The sequence below is a fragment of the Paraburkholderia xenovorans LB400 genome, assembly GCF_000013645.1.
GTDB classification, from domain to species: Bacteria; Pseudomonadota; Gammaproteobacteria; order Burkholderiales; family Burkholderiaceae; genus Paraburkholderia; species Paraburkholderia xenovorans.
The window spans coordinates 4,244,744-4,267,244 of the sequence record NC_007951.1; the positions used below are offsets into that span (position 1 = coordinate 4,244,744).

A 22,501-nucleotide genomic window follows, 5' to 3' on the forward strand; every position below is an offset into this window, starting at 1 on the left:
GTTCATTTACCAGAGTGTGTCGACAGCCACTCTCAATGCGCGTTCGCAGCCGTGGCCGTATCCGTTTTACTCTCCGCCGATTTGCGCGTCGCTGTCACGCTCTGTCTAACGTCCGGCTTGTCCTTCTTCGCTTCGCGCCCCGCCTCCGCGAGCAGTTTCGCCGCAACACTCGCCGTAATCCGGCGATGAGCGATACCTCGCGCATCAAGCGCGATCACCTTATACAGCTCGCGGTCGCATTCCACTTCACGCTCGTATTCCTCGCACGTTTCCACGAGCAACTCAAGCAGCACTTGCCGGCTGCGTCGTTCGTGGGTCGTCAGTGCAGGATTCCTATATATCGAGGTCGCAAGCGTTGCCAAACGGTTGAGTTGAGTCAACTGCCGTTCACACGAACCGAATGCCGACAGTGCAAGCTTTTCGTACTGCAAGGCATCGACTGGCGGGCGTGAGGCGGGTTTGGTGTTCTTTCCGATTTTGCTCATGGTGCGATCTCCTGAAAACTTGACTGGATCGCCCGACCCTCGCTTGCAAGGAGGGTGAGCGGGCACGTAGCGGGTTAGCAGACCGGGCCAAAAACATACCGGCGAGCCTTTCGGCTCCCCACCACGGCCCGCCCATTGAAATTAGACGTGCAGAGGCAGACGCACGCCCGCCTGGGCGGGTGTGCGGTTTTTGGCACTGGCTGCTAAACCAGACCACCGGTTGGTGCCGGTGGTTCGGAAATTATAAATCAGCGCCCACGCACATTGGCCGTCCCAATATAGCCTCACAACGGCCCTGGCCGTTCAGCCTAAGACAACACGTCGCACATCAGCACCAACAATAAAAAAAGGCAGTCTGCCGAATCCGGCAAACCGCCCTTCTACGAATCCAAACCTGCAACCCAACCAACGCAGCAACCGCTCGCGCACGCGTGAGTTAAAACGGCTTGATCACCACCAACGCCACCGCCGCCAACATCCCCAGCACCGGCAACTCATTAAACATCCGATACCACTTATCCGACCGACGATTCTCACCGCGCTCAAAAGTCCGCAGCAGCACGCCGCAATACGCGTGATAACCGATCAGCAGCACCACCACGCCGACCTTCGCGTGAATCCACCCCTGCCCGCTGCCGATGCCAATCACGAGCCACAGCCACAGCCCGCACGCCAACGCCGGCACCGCGATAAACGTCATGAAGCGAAACAGCTTGCGCGCCATCGTCAACAGACGCGCCGTGGCCGCGGGTTCCGTTTCCATCGCCAGATTGACGAAGATGCGCGGCAGATAGAACAGGCCGGCGAACCACGAAGCAACGAGGACGATATGAAACGTTTTGACCCAAAGCATCGGCGATCCTTGTGCAGCGTATTGGCGTAAAAAGAAGCGCGCGTATCAGCGCGCCCCTGGGGAAGAACGAGCCCGCGAAGGCGCCCTTATTGACGGCCTTCGCCGTGCCCGAGCACGACGTATTTCAACGACGTCAGCCCTTCGAGTCCCACCGGCCCGCGCGCATGCAGCTTGTCGTTCGAGATGCCGATCTCCGCGCCCAGACCGAATTCGAAACCATCGGCAAAACGCGTCGACGCGTTGACCATCACGCTCGCCGAATCCACTTCGCGCAGGAAGCGCATCGCGCGATCGTGGTCTTCCGTGACGATCGCGTCGGTGTGCTGCGAGCTGTACTCGTTGATGTGCTCGATCGCCGCATCGAGATCGTCCACCACCTTGATCGCCAGCACCGGCGCGAGATATTCGGTGCGCCAGTCTTCCTCGGTCGCATCGCCGAGCGGTCCCACGCCCGCATCCGCCAGCACCGCGCGCGCCGCCGCATCCACCCGCAGTTCAACTTGCTTGTCGCGATACAGCTTGCCCAACGGCGGCAGCACTTCGGCTGCAATGCCGCGCGCAACCAGCAGCGTTTCCATCGTATTGCAGGTGCCGTAGCGGTGCGTCTTGGCGTTGTCGCAGACCGTCAGCGCCTTGGTCAGATCCGCGCGATCGTCCACGTACACGTGGCAGATGCCGTCGAGGTGCTTGATCATCGGCACGCGCGCTTCGTTCATCAGGCGCTCGATCAGGCTCTTGCCGCCGCGCGGCACGATCACGTCGACATATTCAGTCATGGTGATCAGCTTGCCGACCGCCGCGCGGTCCGAGGTGGCCACCACCTGCACGGCGTCCTGCGGCAAACCGGCGGCTTCCAGCCCTTCGCCGATCAGCTTCGCCAGCGCCGTATTGCATTCGAGCGCTTCGGAACCGCCGCGCAGAATGGTGGCGTTGCCCGACTTGAGGCAGAGCGCCGCGGCGTCGATCGTCACGTTCGGACGCGATTCGTAGATGATGCCGATCACGCCGAGCGGCACGCGCATCTGACCGACCTGAATGCCGCTCGGCCGGTACTTCAGATTGCTGATCTCGCCGATCGGATCGGCCAGCGCGGCGACTTGCCGCAGACCTTCCACCATCGTCTTCAGCGCTTTGTCCGACAGCGTCAAACGGTCGATGAACGCGGCGTCGTGGCCTTTCTCGCGAGCCTTGGCCACGTCACGCGCATTCGCTTCTTTCAGCGAGGCGGCGTCGCGCTCGATCGCCTCGGCGACGGCGGCGAGCGCGGCGTTCTTCGCCGCCGTCGACGCCCGCGCCATAGCCCGCGATGCCTGGCGGGCGCGACGGCCGAGGTCGGTCATGTACTGGTCGATATCCATTGAAATTCTCGTGGTGCCGCGCACGTCGAGGTGCGGCGGACGGACAGAATGAGCGAATGATTCAGCGATTGTAAGTCGGGCGAAGGCGCTTTGCTTGTCGGTAGGGCGGGTTGCGATTCGCGCCGGCGCACGGTGCACGTAGCAGGCTTGCCGGCTCGCTTGCGACACAGGAGCGCATCACGATGCAACTCAAGAGCGCCTTAAGACCGACCCACAAACGCCCTCACAAGGTGCCGGCTAGCCTGGCGTTGCCGTTCAGGCCGGCCTTCGTGCCGGTGCAGCAGTCCCGGCCCGAGGTCGCGGCGGTGGCACGGGCGACGTTTTCGGCGCCGCCACCGTCATGGCCAATTCGAACAGGCCATCCCACGGATCAGGCGGCGGATCGTTGCGATGATTGCCCGGCGTGCCGCCCGACAAACCCTTCACCTGCCGATCCAGCCGCGCCGCCAGCGCAAGCGCCTTTTCCAGCGTGCCTTCGCTGACCCGCGACAACGCCGGCCCGATCAACCGTTCGCGCGGACCCCACACGCGGTTCTCGCGCACCAGCATGGCAAGCGGCTTGCCGGCCGCGACGCCGCGTTTGATGCGCAGCAGCGTGCGGACTTCTTCCACCACCGCCCACAGCACCAGCACCGCGGCCTCGCCTTCGCCGCGCAAGCCGTCGAGCATGCGCGACAGGCGGCCGACATCGCCGGCCAGCATCGCTTCATTCAGCTTGAAAACGTCGTAACGGGCGACGTTGAGCACAGCGTCCTGAACCTGCTCGAAGCTCAGCGACCCGGCCGGATACAGCAGCCCGAGCTTCTGGATTTCCTGATGCGCGGCGAGCAGATTGCCCTCCACACGCTCGGCGATGAAGGCCAGCGCGCGCCGCCCTTCTTCACCGGCAGCCACGCGCTGACCCTGCGCGGCGAGCCGCTGGCCCACCCAATTGGGCAACTGCGCACGCTCGACCGGATCGATTTTCAACGCGACGCCGGCATCGGACAACGCCGTGAACCACGCCGACTTTTGCGTGGCCGCATCGAGCCGCGGCAGCGTGATCATGGTGAGCACATCGTCATTCACGGCGGCGGCCAGCGCTTTCAGCGCGTCCGCGCCTTCCTTGCCGGGCTTGCCCGACGGAATGCGCAACTCGACCAGTTGGCGGTCGCCGAACAGCGACATCGACTGGCTCGCGCCCAGCAGCGAACTCCAGTCGAAACCCCGCTCCACGGTGAACACCGAGCGATCGGTGAAGCCGGCCGCGCGCGCGGTGGCGCGAATCCGGTCGCACGCTTCCTGCGCGAGCAGGTGCTCGTCGCCGTACACGACGTACAGTCCGGCGAGTCCCTTGGCGAGATGCGCTTCGAGCGCGTCAAGTCGCAGTTGCATGGCTACCGATCGGCGAAGTTGAACAGGTGCGGCACATTGAACGAAACACGACGCTCACAGAGGCGGCGGCGGCAGCGGCGCACGCGGCACGATCGCCGGCACTTCCTGGCCCGGCGCCGGATGCATGGAGCGCACGACCGACAGACGGCGTGAGAGCTGGTCGATCGCGTCGTTTTCCATATCGGCGAAGAGAATGTCGCTCTCGGCGGCCTTCGCCTGCGAAAACTGATCGCTATAGGTCATCGCGCGGTTCAGCGCGATCACGCTCGACGGAATCAGCAGCGTGCCGTCTTTGGCCGTCAGCGAATAGGTCATCGAGAGATTCAGCCCATACTCTTCGACCGCGCCCAGCGAATTCAGCGTCAGCGTGTTGATGCCGCGGCCTTCGGTAATCTGCAACGTGGCGTCGGCATTCGCAACCGACGTGACCACGACCGTGTCGCTGCCGCCTTGCACGATACGCGTCAGGCGCGCGGCCGCCGCCGGCGAACCGCCGGCGATGAAGAGGCGTTTGAATGCGTAGTCCTGCTGACCGCGCAACTGGAAGCCGCAGGCGGACAACATCAACACGCTGCAAGCCAGCGTCAAAAACGATCTGCGAGTCACATTGGCTCCTGGTTCGCAGTAGATTCCGCAGCGGGACAGGAGCGCCGCCGCACGCGACGGCGCCCTGCCTGCTGTCATTTCTTCGTCGGTCCTCACACCACCACGTTCACGAGGCGCCCCGGCACCACGACGATCTTCTTCGGCGCCTTGCCTTCGCTGAACTTCGCGACCATCTCATGAGCGGCCGCGAGCTGTTCGATCGCTTCACGCGAGGCGTCTTTCGCCACCGTGATCGCGCCGCGCACCTTGCCGTTCACCTGCAGCACGAGTTCGATCTCGGACTGCTCCAGCGCCTTCTCGTCGACCTTCGGCCACGGCGCGTCGAGCAGCGAGCCGAGCTCGTCGGCGTAACCGAGTTCCTGCCACAACTGGAACGTGAGGTGCGGCACGACCGGATACAGCACGCGCAGCATCACGCTGCAGGTTTCGCGCAGCACGGCCGGGCGGGCGCCCTTCGCGCTGTCGAGCGCGTTGAGCATTTTCATCGCGGCCGACACCACCGTGTTGTATTGCAGGCGTTGATAGTCGAAGTCGGCCTGCTTCAGCACGCTGTAGATCTCGCGGCGCAAGACTTTCTCGACGTCGCTCAGTTGCGCGGCGTCGAACGTGCCGCCCTGGCGCAGAGCGGCTTCGTTCGCCTGGCTGAAGCTCCACACGCGGCGCAGGAAGCGGCTCGCGCCTTCCACGCCTGAACCGGACCATTCGAGCGACTGCTCCGGCGGTGCGGCGAACATCACGAACAGACGCGCGGTGTCCGCGCCGTGCTGATCGATCAGCAATTGCGGATCGACGCCGTTGTTCTTCGACTTCGACATCTTCTCGACGCCGCCGAGCACCACCGGCTGGCCGTCCTCGTTGAGGATCGCGCCGACCGGGCGGCCCTTGTCGTCGAACGAAACGGTCACCTCGGCCGGGTTGTACCAGGTCTTCTTGCCCGCTTCGTTTTCACGATAGTAGGTTTCGTTGAGCACCATGCCCTGCGTAAGCAGGTTTTTGGCCGGCTCGCCGAACCTGATCAGCCCGAGGTCGCGCATCACCTTCGCCCAGAAGCGCGAGTACAACAGATGCAGAATCGCGTGCTCGATGCCGCCGATGTACTGGTCCATGGGCGCCCAGTAGTCGGTGCGCTCGTCGACCATGGTCTTCGCACCCGGCGACGCATAGCGGTAGAAGTACCACGACGAATCGACGAAGGTGTCCATCGTGTCGGTTTCGCGTTTGGCCGCGCCGCCGCAGGTCGGGCAGGTGCAGTTCACGAACGCTTCGGACCTGGCGAGCGGATTGCCCGTGCCGTCCGGCACGAGGTCTTCCGGCAGCACCACCGGCAGATCTTTTTCCGGCACCGGCACGTCGCCGCACGTCGGGCAGTGGATGATCGGAATCGGCGTGCCCCAGTAACGCTGGCGCGACACGCCCCAGTCACGCAGACGCCACGTGATCTGCTTGTCGCCGAGGCCGAGTTCCTTCAGGTCGGCGGCGATGCGGTCCACTGCCTGTTCGTAGTTGAGGCCGTCGTACTTGCCGCTGTTGATCAGCGTGCCGGTCTTCTCGCCGTACCATTCCTGCCAGGCTTCGGTCGAGAATTCCTTGCCTTCGACCGCGACCACCTGCCTGACCGGCAGACCGTATTTCTTCACGAACGCGAAGTCGCGCTCGTCGTGCGCCGGCACGCCCATCACCGCGCCTTCGCCGTAGCTCATCAGCACGTAGTTGCCGATCCACACTTCGACCTGCTCCTGCGTCAGCGGATGCGTGACGGTGAAGCCGGTGGCCATGCCCTTCTTTTCCATGGTCGCGACGTCGGCTTCAGCCACGCCGCCGCGCTTGCATTCCTCGATGAAGGCTTGCAGTTCCGGCTTGTCTTTCGCCAGACGCGTAGCAAGCGGATGCTCGGCGGCGATCGCGCAGAAGGTGACGCCCATGATCGTGTCGGCGCGCGTGGTGAACACGCGCAGCAGCTTCTGTTCGCCGTCGATCTCGTACGGGAAGCCGAAGTTCACGCCGAAGCTCTTGCCGATCCAGTTCTGCTGCATGATCTTGACGCGCTCGGGCCAGCCGAGGCCTTCGAGGTCGTTCAGCAGTTCGTCCGCGTACTGCGTGATGCGCATGTAGTACATCGGGATTTCGCGCTTTTCGACCAGCGCACCCGAACGCCAGCCGCGGCCGTCGATCACCTGCTCGTTGGCGAGCACGGTCTGGTCGACCGGATCCCAGTTCACCGTGCCGGTTTTCTTGTACGCGATGCCCTTTTCGAGCATCTTCAGGAACAGCCACTGGTTCCACTTGTAGTAATCCGGGCTGCACGTGGCGACTTCGCGCGACCAGTCGATCGCGAGGCCCATCGACTGCATCTGCTTCTTCATGTAAGCGATGTTGTCGTAGGTCCACTTCGCGGGCGGCACGTTGTTGGCCATCGCGGCGTTTTCCGCCGGCATGCCGAACGCGTCCCAACCCATCGGCATCAGCACGTTGTAGCCGTTCATCCGCAGATAGCGGTACATCACGTCGTTGATCGTGTAATTGCGCACGTGACCCATGTGCAGCTTGCCCGACGGGTACGGCAGCATCGAGACGCAATAGAACTTGGGCTTGTCTGTGACTTCCGTCGTCTTGTACGCGTCGATGGCGCGCCATTGCCCTTGCGCGGCGGATTCGACGTCGGAGGGAACGTATTTTTCGTGCATGGTGTGATGGGATCGCTGGGTTCGGTGCTTTCGCACCGGGCCTGGTGCTCTGCTGGATGAAATGGCGTCGATTCCCCTTCTGCGGGGGAAAGGGCTGATTATACCGTCCGCGGACGGCTACGCCGCGCGGCGCGGCGTGCGACGCGGCGCGGCTACGGCTTCGCAGCCGGCGGCGGCGGGTCGGTCACGAAACCGATCCGCTCCAGACCCGCCTGCTGCGCCGCGCCCATGACCTGCGCGATCACTTCGTAGCGCGTGGAGCGCTCGGCGCTCAGATGGATCTCGGGTTGGTCGCTCTGCTTGCCCGCTTGCGTGAAGCGCGTGCGCATCTGGTCGAGCGTGATGACGGTGCCGTTCCAGTAGAGTTTGCCGGCGGCGTCGATGGAAAGGGAAATGGTTTGCGGCGTCTGGCGCGCGGGCGCGGCGGCGACTTTCGGCAGATCGAGCCGGATTGCGTGCGTGAATAAAGGCGCGGTAATGATAAAAATCACCAGCAGCACCAGCATCACGTCGATCAGCGGCGTCATGTTGATCTCGGCCATCGGCGCGGCCGTCTGCTTTTTCTCGAGTCCGCCGAATGCCATGTCGCCTCCTTCTGCCTGAGCGCGCGCTTAGTGGGTCGAGACCTGCTGGGCGCGCGCGGGCGCCGGAGTCTGTTCCGCCGGCGCGCACACGTAGGCGTGCAGATCGTGCGCGAAGCCGTCGAGTTCTTCCGACAACTGCAGCACCAGCCGGCCGAGCACGTTGTACGCCAGCACCGCCGGAATCGCCACCACGAGGCCGAAAGCGGTCATGATGAGCGCCTCGCCCACCGGTCCGGCGACGTTTTCGATCTGCGCCTGACCGCTCGCCGCAATGCTGCCGAGCGCGTGATAGATACCCCACACGGTACCGAGCAAGCCGACGAACGGCGCCGTGCTTCCCACCGAGGCCAGCAGCACCTGGCCGAATTCGAGCCGCCGCTGCGACGCATTGAGCGCCTGGCGCAACGCGCGCAGCACCCGCTCGCTACGCTCGACGCGGGCGAGCAGCGCGCCGGGAATATCCACCTCAGCCGCGTGGAGCGCCGCTTCTGCAAGCGGCGTGAAGACCCGCTCGCGGTCCGCGCGCCGCAACGCCGCGACGCCTTCGGAGAGCGTGGGCGCCTGCCAGAACTGGGCGATCGCGCGCGTGGCCTGACGTTTGGCGCGGGTGAGGATCCAGCTTTTGACGATCAGAAAGCACCAGCTCGCAATCGACATGGCCAGCAGCACATAAGCGACGCCATGCGTGATCGCGTCGCTGGTTTGCAGGTAATGGATGATGCCGCTGCTGCCTGCCATCTGACCTCGCCGTGGAGTAGTGATTGCACGGACGCGCCGGGAAACGCAATGCGCCCGAGATCCGCTCAGAATACGTTCAACTCAGCGTTCAACGCAGGCCAAGTACGTCCTGCATGTCGAAAAAGCCGGTTGCGTGGCCTTCGAGGAAACGTACAGCACGAAGCGCGCCTTGCGCGTACGACAGACGGCTCGCCGACTTGTGCGTAATCTCGATGCGCTCGCCGATGCCCGCAAACAGCACCGTATGGTCGCCGACGATATCGCCGCCGCGAATCGCCGAAAAACCGATCGTGGACGGGTCGCGTTCGCCGGTCACGCCTTCGCGGCTGTAGACCGCGCAGTCGTCGAGATTGCGGCCGAGCGCGTGGGCGATTACTTCACCCATTGTCAATGCGGTGCCGGACGGCGCGTCGACCTTATGGCGGTGATGCGCCTCGATGATCTCGATGTCGTAGCCGGTCGCGAAATGCTTCGCGGCATATTCGAGCAGCTTCAGCGTGACGTTCACGCCCACGCTCATGTTCGACGCGAACATGATGGCGATCCTGTCCGCCGCTGCGCGCAGTTGCGCCTTCTGCTCGTTGTCGAAGCCGGTTGTGCCGATCACCATTTTGACGTTGTGACGCTGCGCCGCTTCCAGATGCACCAGCGTGCCTTCCGGGCGCGTGAAGTCGATCAGGTAGTCGGATTCGGCGAACACGCGCTCGATGTCGTCGGTCAGCACGACGCCCGTCTGTTTGCCGAGAAATGCGCCGGCGTCCTGACCGAGCTGCGGGGAGCCCACGCGGTCGAGCGCGCCGGACAGCGTAGCGTCGGAATCATTGAGGACGGTTTCGATGAGCATGCGGCCCATACGGCCCGATGCGCCAGCAATGGCAATTTTCATGGCTACGAGGGTTCGAAAAGGCAAAACCCGGCAAAAGCGGGCGAAAGCGGCGGCGGGCAGCACCCGTGCGCCGCGCATGACTGAAACAGGCAGAGAACCGCACGGACGCCGCGCGCCGCGGTTGCCCGTGCGCAGCGTCCGTCTTGAGCATACGTCTTAAGCACGAGCATTAAGACAGGGACAGCGCGATTAGCCGCCCGTTCCCGAAGCCGGCGAAGAGGTCAACGGCGTGTTGTACGTCGGCCCGCCGTTGCTGCTTTGCGGGCCCGTCGGGCCAACCGGATTGCTGTTGTCCGTACCCGGATTCTGCGGCGGCGGCGGACGATGGAACTGGAATTGCGGTTGCCCATTGCCCGTGGGGCTTTGCTGCGGGATGCCGCCGCCGTTGGCGGTCGGCGCGGTGGGCACGGACGGACGCGCGGGCGTCAACTGCACAGCATTGGTCGCCCGATTGGCGGCTTGTGCGGCTTCTGCGTTGGCGTCCGTGGACGGCACCGCCGCGGCGGCTGCGCCGGCGACGGACGGCGAGCGCACCGTGTCAAGCGTGACCGGCGCCGCGGCGGCGGTCGCCTCGCTCGCGCCGCTGGCGCTGGTCGCCACGGCGGCAGCGGCCTTCTTCTTGCCCAGCTTGTCGCCGTCGATTTCAGCCAGCAATTCGAGGTTGGACGGCAGATCTTCGCCACCCGACCAGCTGGCGACGCGGTCGCCCGCGAAGAGAATCACGAAGTCGCGCTGCTGCACGACGTTAGTCGAGCCGCGCTTGAAATAGAACACGTAGTCCCAGCGGTCCGCGTGGAACATATCGGTCAGGAGCGGCGTGCCGAGCAATTGCTTGACCTGCGCGCGGGTCAGGCCGATCTGCATTTGCGCAGCCGCTTCTTTCGAGACGAAATTGCCTTGCACCACCGTAATACGGTACGGCGTGATGCTTTGGGCAATACGCTGTGTCAGGCTGTCGTAAGTGGAACATCCGGCAAGAACCGCGACAGTCGCAACAGCGATCAAGGTACCCCGCATGCGGCTCCCCCGGTAGATCAATTGAGATTTTGAAATCATTTCACTCACCGTGCGGGCCCGCTGACGAGCCGCGCGAGTTTCATTCCATCGAAGATGACCAGAACGCCAAAAACACATTACTATGAGAGCCCAGCATTGTACTCTAGGGATCCCTTGTCATGACCAATCCAACCGATCTCAAGAATATCGGGCTCAAGGCGACCCTTCCGCGCCTCAAAATCCTTGAGATTTTTCAGCACAGCCCGGTGCGCCACCTGACGGCCGAAGACGTGTATCGCAACCTGCTGCACGAAGAACTCGATATCGGACTTGCAACCGTGTATCGCGTGCTGACGCAATTCGAGCAGGCCGGCCTGCTCTCGCGCAGCAATTTCGAGTCGGGTAAGGCGGTGTTCGAACTGAATGAGGGGTCGCACCACGACCACCTCGTCTGTCTCGATTGCGGGCTCGTCGAAGAATTTTTCGATTCCGAAATCGAGGCCCGTCAGCAGTCCATCGCGAAGGAACGCGGCTTCAAGCTGCAGGAACACGCGTTGGCTTTGTACGGCGCCTGCACCAAGGAGAACTGCCCGCATCGCAAGCATTGACGTGAGGCCGGCCGCGCTGGGGTGCGCGGTCCGCGAGCAAAAAAGACCCGGCCGATGCGAATCGGCCGGGTCTTTTTGCATCTGTATGCGAGATCTTTTATGCGGGCGCTTACGCCGCTATTCCACCCTTTCGGCGCTAGCCTCGAACGTCAGCCGCCGCGGCTGCGCCAATGACAATTCGTCGCAATTGGGCTGCTCGCCGCCACGATCCACCACCACGAAATCGCTCACCCGATCGAGCGCGAGCAACGGGTGATGCCAGACGCCTTTCGCATAGTTCACGCCCTGCCACGCGTCGGTCCAGAAGGCGCGCATCTGCGTCGGATCGAACTCGCCAGCCGGCGCGACTACCACCAGATAACGCCCCGCCGTTAAGGGAATGAACGCCTGGCTGCCGAGCGGGTGCCGCTCCATCATCGTGATTTCGACCGGCAGCGCGCGCGGCTGCGCGCGAAACAGGTTGATCAGCGGCCGGCCGCCGTTCTCCGTCACGTCGACGCAGGCGAGGTCGTGATACCGCTCGGTCGTCCCGCCGTTGATGGCGAAATGACGCGCGCCCTCCAGCTCGATGACGTCGCCGAACGGCGCAAAAGCTGCGCGCGTGAGCCGTTCCATCTGCAATGTCTTCATCGACGCCGCCCCGTTATGCGATTTCGCCCCACAGGCGCAGGCGCGACACGCCGCCGTCCGGAAAGATATTGAAACGCACATGCGTGACCGGGCCCAGTGACGCGAGGTTATCCGCGAAGGTGTGGACGTGGTCCATCTGCAGTTTCTGCTCGCCGAGCAGCACCGGCCAGAACATCGCCTGCGTGACGAGCGAGTCGTCCGTCCCGCCCGTCACCGACGCGGCTTGCAGTGAACAGCGGTCCGGGAAGTTGCCCTTGAAGTGCGCCGTATCTACGTCGATCTTGCGGATCACGCCCGGCCGCGCCAGCGCGACGATCGCCCAATCGTTGCCCGGCTCGCGGCGGCGCCGGGTTTCCCACCCGTCGCCCATGTTGATGCCACGGCCGGGCATCAGCATCTGCGAGGCCGGCCCGAAATGCTGGTTGTTCGCCGCGACCAGATAGGCGCCGTTCTCGATGGCGGCCAGATCCAGCAGCGTGCCGCGCTCCACGCGCTCCCAATCGCGCTTCGGCTGGCCGTACGCGCGCAGGCGCGCGAGGCCGCCGTCCGGGTACAGATTCACGCGCAGATGGGTGAACGCGCGCGTGTCGTTCACATCGACATAGTGGTGCTGGTTGCCCTGCAGCGTGGTCGCAGGCACGAGGGTTTGCCAGTCGGCGTTGTCGGGCGGCACATCGCCTTCCACGTAGCAGGCGTCGATCGACGCGGCCGGCGGAAAGTTGCCGGTGAAGTGGCTCGTATCCAGATCCACGCCGTGCACGACGCCCGGGCGCGCGAGACGGATCACGCAGTAGTCGTGGCCGGTGGTGCGCTTGCGGCGGGTTTCCCAGCCGTCCATCCACTTGCCGTGGTCGTCGTATTTGCCGGGGATGAACACCGCCGGCTGCGGCTCGAGCATGCGTTCTTTCGGCGCGAAGAATTCGTCGCTCGCAAAAAGCGCCTGCGCGCCCAGACGCGGGTCGGCGAGGTTCATGTAGCGACGGGTGAAAGCGGGAGCGTTGGGGTCGAGGATCGGATTAGCCATAGTCTCTAGTCTCGGTCAGGCGGCGAAAAAGTGAAGGAGAGCCGGCGTTCCTGGGGATCTGCCGGCGCTGGAGGCGCGCTGCGTTGGCGCGCCGATCTGGATACGGTTTCTCAGGTTCAGACGGCCGGAGCGTGTTCGCCCGCGGCAGGCTCGGCGTCTTCACCGGCCGGCACGTAGCGCAACGCTTCGTCGCGATTCAGCACGCGATGCGCGCGCGCCCGGTCGATATCGTTTTCCCACACGGCGACCACCACCGTCGCCACGCAGTTGCCGATCAGGTTGGTCAGCGCACGCGCAATGCCGACGAACCAGTCGACCGGCAGGATCAGCACGAGACCCAGCACGGGAATCGCCGGAATCGCGGACAACGTCGCGGCCAGAATCACGATGGCCGAGCCGGGAATGCCGTGCGCGCCCTTCGACGTCACCAGCGAAACCAGCACCACCACGATCAGGTCATGCACGGACAGCGGCGTATTGGTGGCCTGCGCGATGAAAATCACCGCCAGCGTGAGATAGATGGAGAAGCCGTCGAGATTGAACGAGTAGCCGGTCGGAATGACGAGCCCGACGGTGGAGTCCTTGACGCCCATCCATTCGAGCTTGCGCATGATCTGCGGCAGCACGGCATCGGACGAGGCGGTGCCGAGCACGATCGACAGTTCTTCGCGCAGGTAGCGGATCAGCTTGAAGATGCTGAAGCCGGCGAGCCGCATCACGACGCCCAGCACCACAGCCACGAACACGAAGCAGCTCACGTAGAACACGAGCACCAGCATGCCGAGCTGCTTGAGCGACTCGACGCCATAGGTGCCGGTGGTGAAGGCAATCGCCCCGAGCACGCCGAGCGGCGCGAGCTTGATGATGAAGCCCATTACGCGGAAAAACACCTGCGACAGTTCGTCGATCAGGCTGCTCACACGCTGCGCCTTGCCGCCGAGCAGCGAGAGTGCCGAGCCGAACAGCACCGAAAACACCAGAATCTGCAGGATGTCGCCGGTAGCGAACGCGTTGATCGCCGTGTCGGGGATGATCTTCAGCAGGAAGCCTGCCGTGTCCTTCAGGCTCTTCGCGTTTTCGGTGTAAGTCGAGAGCGACGAAGGATCCAGCGAGCGCAGATCGATGTTCATGCCGACGCCGGGCTGCGTGACATACGCGAGTATTGCGCCGATCACGAGCGCGATCGTCGTCATCACCTCGAAGTAGATCACGGCCTTCAGGCCGACGCGCCCCACCTTGCGCAGGTCGCCGGCATGCGCCATGCCGCTCACCACGACGCAGAACACGATCGGGCCGATCACCATCTTGATCAGTTTGAGAAAGCCGTCGCCGAGCGGGCGCAGCGATTGGGCGAAATGCGGGTACACGGCGCCGATCACGATACCCGCCACCAGCGCTATGACGACCCGGCCAAACAGCGAATTGAAAAATTTCAACACGGCTTCCTCCTGGTTGCGATTCAGATCTGTTCAGACTGGTCCGACCAGTGCTGTTATGTCGAATAGTAGGAAGCCGATATACTGGCGTCAAGGGTTCATGGAACAGTGTTTACCCGCTGTTTTTACAGCGTTTTCAGACCGGATGCGTGGCGGTGAACGGTAAGCCGCACGAGCGTTCGAGCCGCGTATTACAATGCTGGTCAGACCGCACTTTCAAGTGAGCCCATCATGAAGAACGTCCCGCATACCGTTACCGATGCCGCGATCGCGACCATCCGCGAACGGATCGAAGCGGGCGTTTATCCCGTGGGCAGTCTGCTGCCGGCGCAGCGTCAGCTCTCCGAGGAACTCGCGATCAGCCGCGCTTCGTTGCGCGAAGCGCTGTCCACGCTCGAAGCGCTCGGCCTGCTGGTGATCCGGCCCGGCAAGGGCGTCTATGTGGAAAGTGCGCAGGCATCGGCCGCGCAATCGTGGCGCTTCGCGGAGCAGTCGTCGCTGCCGGATACCTATCAGATGCGCTTCGCGCTGGAAGGCTTTATCGCGCGCATGGCGGCGCTTGCGGTCAGCGATTCTGATCTCGCCTGGTTCGAAGACAACATCACGGCCATGCAATCGGCGCTCGCCTGCGACGAACTCGACGAAGCCGCGCGCCTCGACTACGACTTCCACATGCGGATCGTCGGCATTGCCGGCAACGCGGCGATCGAATCGATTCTGAGCAGCAGCGCGGAGATCATGAAGGAAAGCCAGCGCATGCCGTATTACCGGCGCGAACTGGTGCTGTCCACGTACAACGAACACCGCGTGATTCTGGACGCGCTCAAGGCGCGCGATTCCGCCGCGGCCGGCAAAGCCATCGAAACGCATATTTCGAACGCCGCGCAGCGCGCCGGCGTTTATTTCCCGACTCCGCAGGCCCAGCCGCAGGCGTAAAAAAAGCCACTCCGTAGAGCGGCTTTGCTTGCCCTGTGCCGCCGCCGGCTCAAAGCCGGCTTTGGCGGGCATAGCGCACGAAGCGCCGTGATTTACTTCGCGTGAGCGAGCGCCACAGCCGTGTCCAGCATGCGGTTCGAGAAGCCCCACTCGTTGTCGTACCAGCTCGACACCTTCACCAGACGGCCCGACACCTTGGTCAGCGTGGCGTCGAACGTCGACGAAGCCGGGTTGTGGTTGAAGTCGATCGACACCAGCGGTGCCTGGTTGTAGCCGAGAATGCCCTTCAGCGAGCCTTCCGACGCTTCCTTCATGATCGCGTTGACTTCTTCGACCGTCGTGTCGCGCGCGGCGATGAAGGACAGATCGACGATCGACACGTTGATCGTCGGCACGCGAATCGCGTAGCCGTCCAGCTTGCCGTTCAGTTCCGGCAGCACCAGGCCGACCGCCGAAGCCGCGCCGGTCTTGGTCGGGATCTGGCTGTGCGTGGCCGAGCGCGCGCGGCGCAGGTCTTCGTGGTACACGTCCGTCAGAACCTGGTCGTTCGTGTACGCGTGGATCGTGGTCATCAGACCGTTCACCAGACCGATCTTGTCGTTCAGCGGCTTGACGAGCGGCGCGAGGCAGTTCGTCGTGCACGATGCGTTCGAGATGACCGTGTCCGATGCCTTCAGCACATGGTGGTTCACGCCGTAGACGATCGTGGCGTCGACGTCTTTACCGCCCGGCGCCGAGATGATCACCTTCTTTGCGCCGCCCTTGATGTGCGCGCTGGCCTTTTCCTTGGTCGTGAAAAAGCCCGTGCATTCCATCACGACGTCCACGTTCAGCTCGCCCCACGGCAGTTCAGCCGGGTTGCGGTTGGCCAGCACGCGGATCTTGTCGCCGTTGACGACCAGGTAGTCGCCGTCCACCGACACTTCGCCCGGGAACTTGCCGTGCGCCGTGTCGTATTGCGTCAGGTGAGCGTTGGTCCTGGCATCGCCGAGGTCGTTGATGGCGACGATTTCGATATCGTGCTTCTTGCCGTTTTCATAGAAGGCGCGCAGCGTGTTGCGGCCAATACGGCCGTAGCCGTTGATTGCGACGCGAATCGTCATGGTCTATCTCCTGATGGCTAAAAAAATACGTCCAGGTTCGTCTGACTGACCGCGTTGCCGCGCGTTCGCACGCGAACGGCAACGCTTGTCCAGGATCAGCCGAGTGCGGCTTTTGCCGTCTCTACCACGTGTTCGACGGTGAAGCCGAAATGCTTGAACAGCACGCCAGCCGGGGCCGATTCGCCGAACGTGTCGATGCCGACCACGCCGCCTTCCAGACCCACGTACTTGCGCCAGAAATCCGTCACACCCGCTTCGATCGCGACGCGGCGCACGCCTTGCGGCAGCACGCGTTCACGGTACTCGGCGTCCTGCTTGTCGAACACGGTGGTTGACGGCATGGACACGACGCGCGCCGCGATACCTTCGCGCGCCAGCGGCTCGACCGCGTTCAGCGCCAGTTCGACTTCCGAACCGGTGGCGATCAGGATGATCTTGCGCGCGACGATCTCGTCGTTCCAGTCGCGCAGCACGTAACCGCCCTTCTCGATGTTGGCGATCTGCGCGTCCGTGCGCTCCGAGAACGGCAGGTTCTGACGGCTGAAGATCAGGCACGACGGGCCATGATGTTCGACCGCGTGGGTCCAGGCCACCGCCGTCTCGACGGTATCAGCCGGACGCCACACTTGCAGGTGCGGAATCAGACGCAGGCTCGCAACATGTTCGATCGACTGGTGGGTCGGGCCGTCTTCGCCCAGACCGATCGAGTCGTGCGTGAACACGAAGATCGACGGCGCTTTCATCAGCGCGGCGACGCGCAGCGCGTTGCGGCTGTAGTCCGAGAACGTCAGGAACGTGCCGCCGAACGCCTTGAAGCCACCGTGCAGCGCAACGCCGTTGATCGCGGCGCTCATGCCGAATTCACGCACGCCGTAGTTGACGTAGTTGCCGGCAGCCTTGCCTTCGGCGTTCACGCGTACCGGTTTGGCGGCCTTCCAGTTGGTCAGGTTCGAGCCGGTCAGGTCGGCGGAGCCGCCGAGCAGTTCCGGCAGCACGGCCGACAAAGCCTCGATAGCCTGTTGCGATGCCTTGCGCGTCGCTACGGTTTCCGCGCGCTCGTTCGCGCCGGCAATGATCGCCTTGGCCTTTTCCTTCCAGTCCGCCGGCAACTGCTTCGCGTTGCGGCGCTTGAATTCAGCGGCTTCCTGCGGATATTTGGCAGCGTACGCGGCGAATGCCTTGTCCCACTCGGATTCGTTGCGTGCGCCCGCTTCTGTTGCGTCCCAAGCTGCATAGACCTCTTGCGGGATCACGAACGGCTCCCACTTCCAGCCGATCTTTTCGCGCGTGGCCGCGACTTCCTTGTCGCCGAGCGCCGCGCCGTGCGAATCGTGGCTGCCGGCCTTGTTCGGCGAGCCTTCGCCGATCACCGTCTTGCAGCAGATCAGCGTGGGTTTGTCGGATTGCTTCGCCTGCTTGATGGCCGCGTCCACTGCTTCGACGTCGTGGCCGACCACGTTCGGGATCACGTTCCAGCCGTACGCCTCGAAGCGCTTGGGCGTGTCGTCGTGGAACCAGTGCACCACTTCGCCGTCGATCGAGATGCCGTTGTCGTCGTAGAACGCAATCAGCTTGTTCAGCTTCAGCACGCCCGCGAGCGAACAGGCTTCGTGCGAGATGCCTTCCATCAGGCAGCCGTCGCCGACGAACACGTACGTGTGGTGGTCGACGATCGTTGCGTCAGGCTTGTTGAATTCGGTGGCGAGCAGCGACTCGGCGAGCGCCATGCCGACCGCATTCGCCAGACCCTGGCCGAGCGGGCCGGTGGTCGTCTCGACGCCCGGCGTGATGCCGTATTCCGGGTGGCCCGGCGTCTTCGAATGCATCTGGCGGAAGTTCTTCAGCTCTTCGATCGGCAGATCGTAGCCGGTCAGGTGCAGCAGCGAGTACAGCAGCATCGAGCCGTGACCGTTCGACAGCACGAAACGGTCGCGATCGGCCCATTGCGGGTTCTTCGGGTTGTGGCGCAGATGACGCGACCACAACGCCACGCCGATTTCGGCCATGCCCATTGGCATGCCGGGGTGGCCGGAGTTCGCTTTTTGAACGGCGTCCATGGACAGCGCGCGGATTGCGTTGGCCATCAAGGAAGTGGGTGCGGGAGACGGGGTCGTCATGTCGAGTCCGGAGACAGAGTCAGAAAGCGGTGTGCGCTTGAGGCCCGGATGCTCGAATGCCAGCTCACTCGGGCGCACGGTGCGGCGCCAGGAGACGCGAAACGGGCAGAGCAAACGGACAAGGCTGAAAGCGTGACATTCTAACAGATCGTTGCCGGCCTCCCGCCCCGAAAGCCGCCTCGTCATGCGGCCGATGCATGCGCCGGGCCGCGCCGTGCTTCGCCCTTTACAATTGCACAACCTCAACCCACCGCGCTCCGCACGGAGCCCGCCCGCCGTGAGCGCTCCACTGCTGTTCCGACCGAGTCTCGATGCCGTCTACGGATTTCCGCACGCGAAGCGCGTGACGCAAGTCGTATCGCCTTACCAGCGGATCGAAGTCTGGGACACGCCGCAGCTCGGCCGGCTCTTCACGCTCGACGGCCGTCCCATGACGTCCACCGGCGACGAGTTCATCTATCACGAATGCATGGTGCATCCGGCCGCGCTGGCGCATCCGTCGCCGCAAGCGGCGCTCGTACTGGGCGGCGGCGACGGCGGCGCCGCGCGGCAATTGCTGCGGCATGCGGGCATCGAACGGATCGTGGTGGCGGAACTGGACGCCGAAGTGGTGCGCCTGACGCGCGAGCATTTGCCCGAAGTGCACGGCGGCGCGTTCGACGATCCGCGCGTCGAACTCGTGATCGGCGACGCCGCGCATTATGTCGCGCACGCCGCGCCGGCGCGGTTCGATCTCGTCGTGTTCGACCTGACGCCGCCCGACTCGCCCGCCGCCGGTCTTTACACGCCAACGTTCTATCAGCAGCTCAAGCGGGTCATGCGCCCGATCGCCGCGGTCTCCGTGCATCTCGGCTCGCCGTATTTCCACGCCGCGCGTATCGCGCGCCTGCTCGACGACTTGCGCGCGGCGTTCGCCGTGGTCCGCACCATGAACACGTTTATTCCGCTGTACGGCTCGCTCTGGATAATGGCAACGGCGAGCGACACGCTCGACCCTGCCGCCCTCGCCGCCGATACGCTCATCGAGCGCCTCGCCGCGCGGCGGATCGGCCCCCTGATGCATTACGACGCGGGCACGCACGCCGCACTGTTCTCGGCATCCCGCTCGGTGCGCGATAAACTAAGACGCTGTTGCGAAATTAAGTTTTGGGTCTGTTAACTTTTCCGGCTTGGTGTTAACTTTCTGTCTTGTTTTGCCTGACAGGAAGCGATGCCTAAAGAACTGATAGACGACGAATTGTGGTTACTCATCGAACCACTGCTGCCTGCGCGAGCACCACGCAATCGCCAGTTTGCGGGCCGCAAACCGAAACCCGACCGAGCGGTGCTGACCGGCATCGTGTTTGTGCTGCGCTCAGGCATTGCGTGGAACCTTCTGCCGCAAGAAATGGGATGTGGTTCAGGCACAGCTTGCTGGCGACGGCTCGTCGCGTGGCAAAAGGCAGGTGTCTGGCAACACATTCACGAAGCGTTGCTCGCCGAACTGCGTCGCCGTGGCGAAATCGATTTCTCGCGTGCGCTCGTCGACAGCTCATCGATTCGCGCCGTGCTGGCGGGAAAAAAACCGGCCCGAATCCCACGGACCGGCGCAAGCTCGGCAGCAAACACCACCTCATCGTCGACGCGCAAGGCATCCCGCTCGCGGTCATCCTGAGCGCGGCGAACCGGCACGACATTACCCAGCTTGATGCGCTGGTCGATGCCATTCCGCGCATCCGGGGCAAGCGGGGTCGTCCCTTGCACAAGCCGCGAATCGTTCAGGGCGACCGGGGCTACAGTTCCGAACCCCATCGGCAACGCTTGCGTGAGCGAGGCATCACGCCACTACTCGCAAAAGTCGGCGCGCCGCATGGCAGTGGGCTCGGCAAAACACGTTGGCCAGTCGAGCGTTCGATTGCGTGGCTTCACTCGTTTCGACGGCTCAAGATTCGTTACGAACGCTATGCGCATGTTCACGAAGCATTCCTGTCTTTGGCTTGCGCCTTAATTTGCTGGACGCGCCTAAAGCCTCTGTTTAACTAATTTCGCAACAGCTTCTAAGTCAATTCTTAAAGCCAGCAAGCTAACGCGTGGGCAAAATGCACGGTTCCGTCGGACTGCACTATCGGCACGCCGATACGCGACCATCCGCCCGGGCGCGCAGCCTGTGCCCCGCCAACCTCTTAGATCCGGAGAATCCCATGACCGCCTCCCGCCCTGCCGGTGTGCCCTGGTTGACCCCCTATCTGACGGTGCGCGATGCCCGTGCCGCGTCCGCGTTCTTCACGGCGGCGTTCGGCTTCGAAGTTCGCGACAGCGTTCAGGACGACGGTGTAGTGATGCATGTCGAGATGACCTATCAAGGCCAGTTGATCGTGATGTTCGCACCGGAAGGCGCGTTCGGCTCGGCGGCGAAAACACCCAAAAGCGCGGGCGCAATCGCACCGCAATCGTTCTATGTCTATGTCGACGATGTCGACGCGATTTACGCGCGGGCGCTGGCCGCCGGCGCAAAATCGCTGAGCGAGCCACAGGATCAGTTCTGGGGCGACCGCTTCGCCCAGGTCGAAGATCTGGACGGCTACCGCTGGGCGCTCGCTCGCCACCTTTCGTGAACCAATGAGTATTTTTCTGATGCCACGCTTCTTCGTCGGTACGCCCCTCCAGTCCGACGACATCATGCAGCTTCCCGATGACGTCGTTCGGCATGTGCTCGTGCTGCGGTTGCAGCCCGGCGACTCGATCGTGCTTTTCAACGGCGAAGGCGGCGAATACAGCGCCGAACTCGTCGAGGTCGAACGCCGCTCGGCCAAGGTAAGAATTCGCGAATTCCGCAACATCGAAGTGGAAGCGCCGTATCGGCTCACGCTTGCGCAGGGCATCGCCGGCGGCGACAAGATGGACTGGCTGATCGAAAAGGCCGTCGAACTCGGCGCGTCGGCCTTCGTGCCGCTCACCACCACGCGCAGCGTCGTGCGTCTGACTGGCGAGCGCGCGCAGCGGCGGCATGCGCACTGGCAAGGCATCGTGCGGGCGTCGTGCGAGCAGTGCGGGCGCAACCGGCTGCCGGAAGTCATGCCGGTGCGAGAAATCGCCACCTGGCTGGGCGCCATGCCGCGCACGCCTGAAGAAGGCGACTTGCGCATTCTGCTGTCGCCGCGCGCGAGCATCAGCTTTTCCGCGTTGCCCGCCGAGCCGCCGCAAGGACGCGTGACGGTGCTGGTCGGCCCGGAAGGCGGATTTTCCGCCGCTGAAGAAGCGGCCGCGACCGATCATGGCTTCACCGCCGTCGGTCTTGGCCCGCGCGTCATGCGCACTGAAACAGCCGGCATCGCGGTACTCTCGGCGCTCGCCGCGGGCTGGGGCGGCTGGTAAGGCGCCTGGCCTGCCGTCTTGATCCGATTGAAGGCGGCGAACTCATGCCGGCATTCGCGCCGCAGCAAAAGCAAAGGCCCGCCAACAACTGGCGGGCCTTTCTTATTTAGCCTGAACTGGCAACACCCAGGCTAAAGTTCGAACTAAAACCTCAGGCGAACGAGTAAAACACGCGGAACGCCACTTTGCGCTCAGCCCAGAATTCGGCGGCCTCGCGGAACACGTCCAGCAGCGTCTCGCGCCCTTCCTTGTCGAACTTCTGGGCGACCGGCAACTGTTCGAGCACGATCACGAAGCCCGGCTGCGCACCCGCCTTCTGAACCAGATCGGTCAAACAGTCGTACAGCGCGTCGTAATTCTTGCCGAAGTGTTTCGGAAACAGGAACGACGTTGCGATGGTTTCAAGCACTTCCTGTTTGGATTGGGCATTGGCGCAATACGCATACAGAAAATGCTGGCCGAGCTGGTGGGCCTCTTCGGCCAGATCCTGCACGCGGAACGCGCGGATCGACTGTACGATGTTCGGTCGTACGGTCTTGAAAAGACTCATGGGCTCCTCGTTCGATGAAACCACAGTGCCTGCTGCTTCGCTCTGGTTCTCGCGGCCCTGCTCGCCGGCTCGCATCTGCATGACGCGCTGGAACAGATTGCCGTCGCCGGCCGCGAAAAGATCCGTCGCGACTCCGGAGTCGTGCGCGTAGACGTTGTCGCTCATGCCGTTCATCCCGA

At 63.6% G+C, this 22,501-nt stretch carries 22 protein-coding genes; 6 read left to right on the forward strand and 16 right to left on the reverse strand.

From position 1 onward, the window contains the following. Positions 1–32: 32 nt before the first annotated feature. The 10 genes from BXE_RS18965 to BXE_RS19010 form a co-directional block, all read right to left on the reverse strand. A complete protein-coding gene (locus BXE_RS18965; protein WP_011489833.1) occupies positions 33–485 on the reverse strand; it encodes a hypothetical protein in 453 nt (150 codons plus the stop codon). A 436-nt stretch (positions 486–921) separates the two neighbouring features. Continuing rightward, complete coding sequence (locus BXE_RS18970) at positions 922–1,338, reverse strand: CopD family protein (RefSeq protein WP_007180398.1); 417 nt, start codon at positions 1,336–1,338, stop codon at positions 922–924. Between the two features lie 86 nt (positions 1,339–1,424). Further along, a complete protein-coding gene (locus tag BXE_RS18975; RefSeq protein ID WP_011489834.1) occupies positions 1,425–2,696 on the reverse strand; it encodes a glutamate-5-semialdehyde dehydrogenase in 1,272 nt (423 codons plus the stop codon). 255 nt (positions 2,697–2,951) lie between these two features. Continuing rightward, the gene (gene holA, locus BXE_RS18980; RefSeq protein ID WP_011489835.1) at positions 2,952–4,070 is read right to left on the reverse strand and encodes a DNA polymerase III subunit delta; all 1,119 of its coding nucleotides are present in this window, start codon (positions 4,068–4,070) and stop codon (positions 2,952–2,954) included. A gap of 54 nt (positions 4,071–4,124) precedes the next feature. Beyond that, on the reverse strand, positions 4,125–4,676 hold the full coding sequence (gene lptE, locus BXE_RS18985) for an LPS assembly lipoprotein LptE (RefSeq protein WP_038457343.1): 552 nt from the start codon (positions 4,674–4,676) through the stop codon (positions 4,125–4,127). Positions 4,677–4,768: 92 nt separating this feature from the next. Further along, positions 4,769–7,360, reverse strand: a complete 2,592-nt coding sequence (gene leuS, locus BXE_RS18990; protein WP_011489837.1) for a leucine--tRNA ligase — start codon at positions 7,358–7,360, stop codon at positions 4,769–4,771. A gap of 152 nt (positions 7,361–7,512) precedes the next feature. Continuing rightward, a complete protein-coding gene (locus tag BXE_RS18995) occupies positions 7,513–7,944 on the reverse strand; it encodes an ExbD/TolR family protein (protein WP_011489838.1) in 432 nt (143 codons plus the stop codon). A 27-nt stretch (positions 7,945–7,971) separates the two neighbouring features. Beyond that, a complete protein-coding gene (locus tag BXE_RS19000; protein ID WP_011489839.1) occupies positions 7,972–8,682 on the reverse strand; it encodes a MotA/TolQ/ExbB proton channel family protein in 711 nt (236 codons plus the stop codon). Positions 8,683–8,770: 88 nt separating this feature from the next. Beyond that, complete coding sequence (gene dapB / locus BXE_RS19005; protein ID WP_011489840.1) at positions 8,771–9,568, reverse strand: 4-hydroxy-tetrahydrodipicolinate reductase; 798 nt, start codon at positions 9,566–9,568, stop codon at positions 8,771–8,773. Positions 9,569–9,757: 189 nt separating this feature from the next. Further along, positions 9,758–10,585 (reverse strand): outer membrane protein assembly factor BamE, encoded by an 828-nt coding sequence (locus BXE_RS19010; protein WP_038457340.1) that lies wholly within the window; start codon positions 10,583–10,585, stop codon positions 9,758–9,760. Positions 10,586–10,743: 158 nt separating this feature from the next. On the opposite strand from BXE_RS19010, the gene fur reads away from it, so the two are divergent. Then, on the forward strand, positions 10,744–11,172 hold the full coding sequence (gene fur, locus BXE_RS19015; RefSeq protein ID WP_007180389.1) for a ferric iron uptake transcriptional regulator: 429 nt from the start codon (positions 10,744–10,746) through the stop codon (positions 11,170–11,172). A gap of 117 nt (positions 11,173–11,289) precedes the next feature. Here fur and BXE_RS19020 read toward each other — a convergent pair whose 3' ends face one another. The 3 genes from BXE_RS19020 to BXE_RS19030 form a co-directional block, all read right to left on the reverse strand. Then, positions 11,290–11,802, reverse strand: coding sequence for an ureidoglycolate lyase (locus BXE_RS19020; RefSeq protein ID WP_011489842.1), 513 nt, complete (start codon positions 11,800–11,802; stop codon positions 11,290–11,292). 13 nt (positions 11,803–11,815) lie between these two features. Continuing rightward, complete coding sequence (gene alc, locus BXE_RS19025; protein ID WP_011489843.1) at positions 11,816–12,826, reverse strand: allantoicase; 1,011 nt, start codon at positions 12,824–12,826, stop codon at positions 11,816–11,818. 116 nt (positions 12,827–12,942) lie between these two features. Beyond that, entirely contained in the window at positions 12,943–14,265 is a 1,323-nt protein-coding gene (locus BXE_RS19030; RefSeq protein ID WP_011489844.1) for a C4-dicarboxylate transporter DctA, read from the reverse strand. Positions 14,266–14,493: 228 nt separating this feature from the next. On the opposite strand from BXE_RS19030, the gene BXE_RS19035 reads away from it, so the two are divergent. Next, positions 14,494–15,198 carry a FadR/GntR family transcriptional regulator gene (locus tag BXE_RS19035; RefSeq protein ID WP_011489845.1) on the forward strand — a complete coding sequence of 235 codons (705 nt, stop codon included), beginning with the start codon at positions 14,494–14,496 and terminating at the stop codon, positions 15,196–15,198. A 92-nt stretch (positions 15,199–15,290) separates the two neighbouring features. On the opposite strand, the gene gap is transcribed toward BXE_RS19035, so the two are convergent. Together gap and tkt are read right to left on the reverse strand one after the other, a co-directional pair. Next, positions 15,291–16,301, reverse strand: coding sequence for a type I glyceraldehyde-3-phosphate dehydrogenase (gene gap / locus BXE_RS19040; protein WP_011489846.1), 1,011 nt, complete (start codon positions 16,299–16,301; stop codon positions 15,291–15,293). A gap of 95 nt (positions 16,302–16,396) precedes the next feature. Beyond that, complete coding sequence (gene tkt / locus BXE_RS19045) at positions 16,397–18,418, reverse strand: transketolase (RefSeq protein WP_038457337.1); 2,022 nt, start codon at positions 18,416–18,418, stop codon at positions 16,397–16,399. Between the two features lie 277 nt (positions 18,419–18,695). On the opposite strand from tkt, the gene speE reads away from it, so the two are divergent. The 4 genes from speE to BXE_RS19065 all read left to right on the forward strand — a co-directional run bounded on the left by speE (position 18,696) and on the right by BXE_RS19065 (position 21,772). Then, on the forward strand, positions 18,696–19,577 hold the full coding sequence (gene speE / locus BXE_RS19050) for a polyamine aminopropyltransferase (RefSeq protein ID WP_011489848.1): 882 nt from the start codon (positions 18,696–18,698) through the stop codon (positions 19,575–19,577). A gap of 51 nt (positions 19,578–19,628) precedes the next feature. Beyond that, positions 19,629–20,440, forward strand: a protein-coding gene (locus tag BXE_RS44405; protein WP_407668610.1) for an IS5 family transposase whose coding sequence is annotated in 2 segments (ribosomal slippage) — positions 19,629–19,965 and positions 19,965–20,440 — 813 coding nt in all. Because the reading frame shifts where the segments join, the coding sequence is not laid out codon by codon here. A 158-nt stretch (positions 20,441–20,598) separates the two neighbouring features. Continuing rightward, positions 20,599–21,012 carry a VOC family protein gene (locus tag BXE_RS19060; protein WP_011489849.1) on the forward strand — a complete coding sequence of 138 codons (414 nt, stop codon included), beginning with the start codon at positions 20,599–20,601 and terminating at the stop codon, positions 21,010–21,012. A 19-nt stretch (positions 21,013–21,031) separates the two neighbouring features. Beyond that, complete coding sequence (locus tag BXE_RS19065) at positions 21,032–21,772, forward strand: 16S rRNA (uracil(1498)-N(3))-methyltransferase (protein ID WP_038457335.1); 741 nt, start codon at positions 21,032–21,034, stop codon at positions 21,770–21,772. Positions 21,773–21,923: 151 nt separating this feature from the next. Here BXE_RS19065 and BXE_RS19070 read toward each other — a convergent pair whose 3' ends face one another. Next, positions 21,924–22,496 (reverse strand): barstar family protein, encoded by a 573-nt coding sequence (locus tag BXE_RS19070; protein ID WP_038457333.1) that lies wholly within the window; start codon positions 22,494–22,496, stop codon positions 21,924–21,926. Between the last annotated feature and the right edge of the window lie 5 nt (positions 22,497–22,501).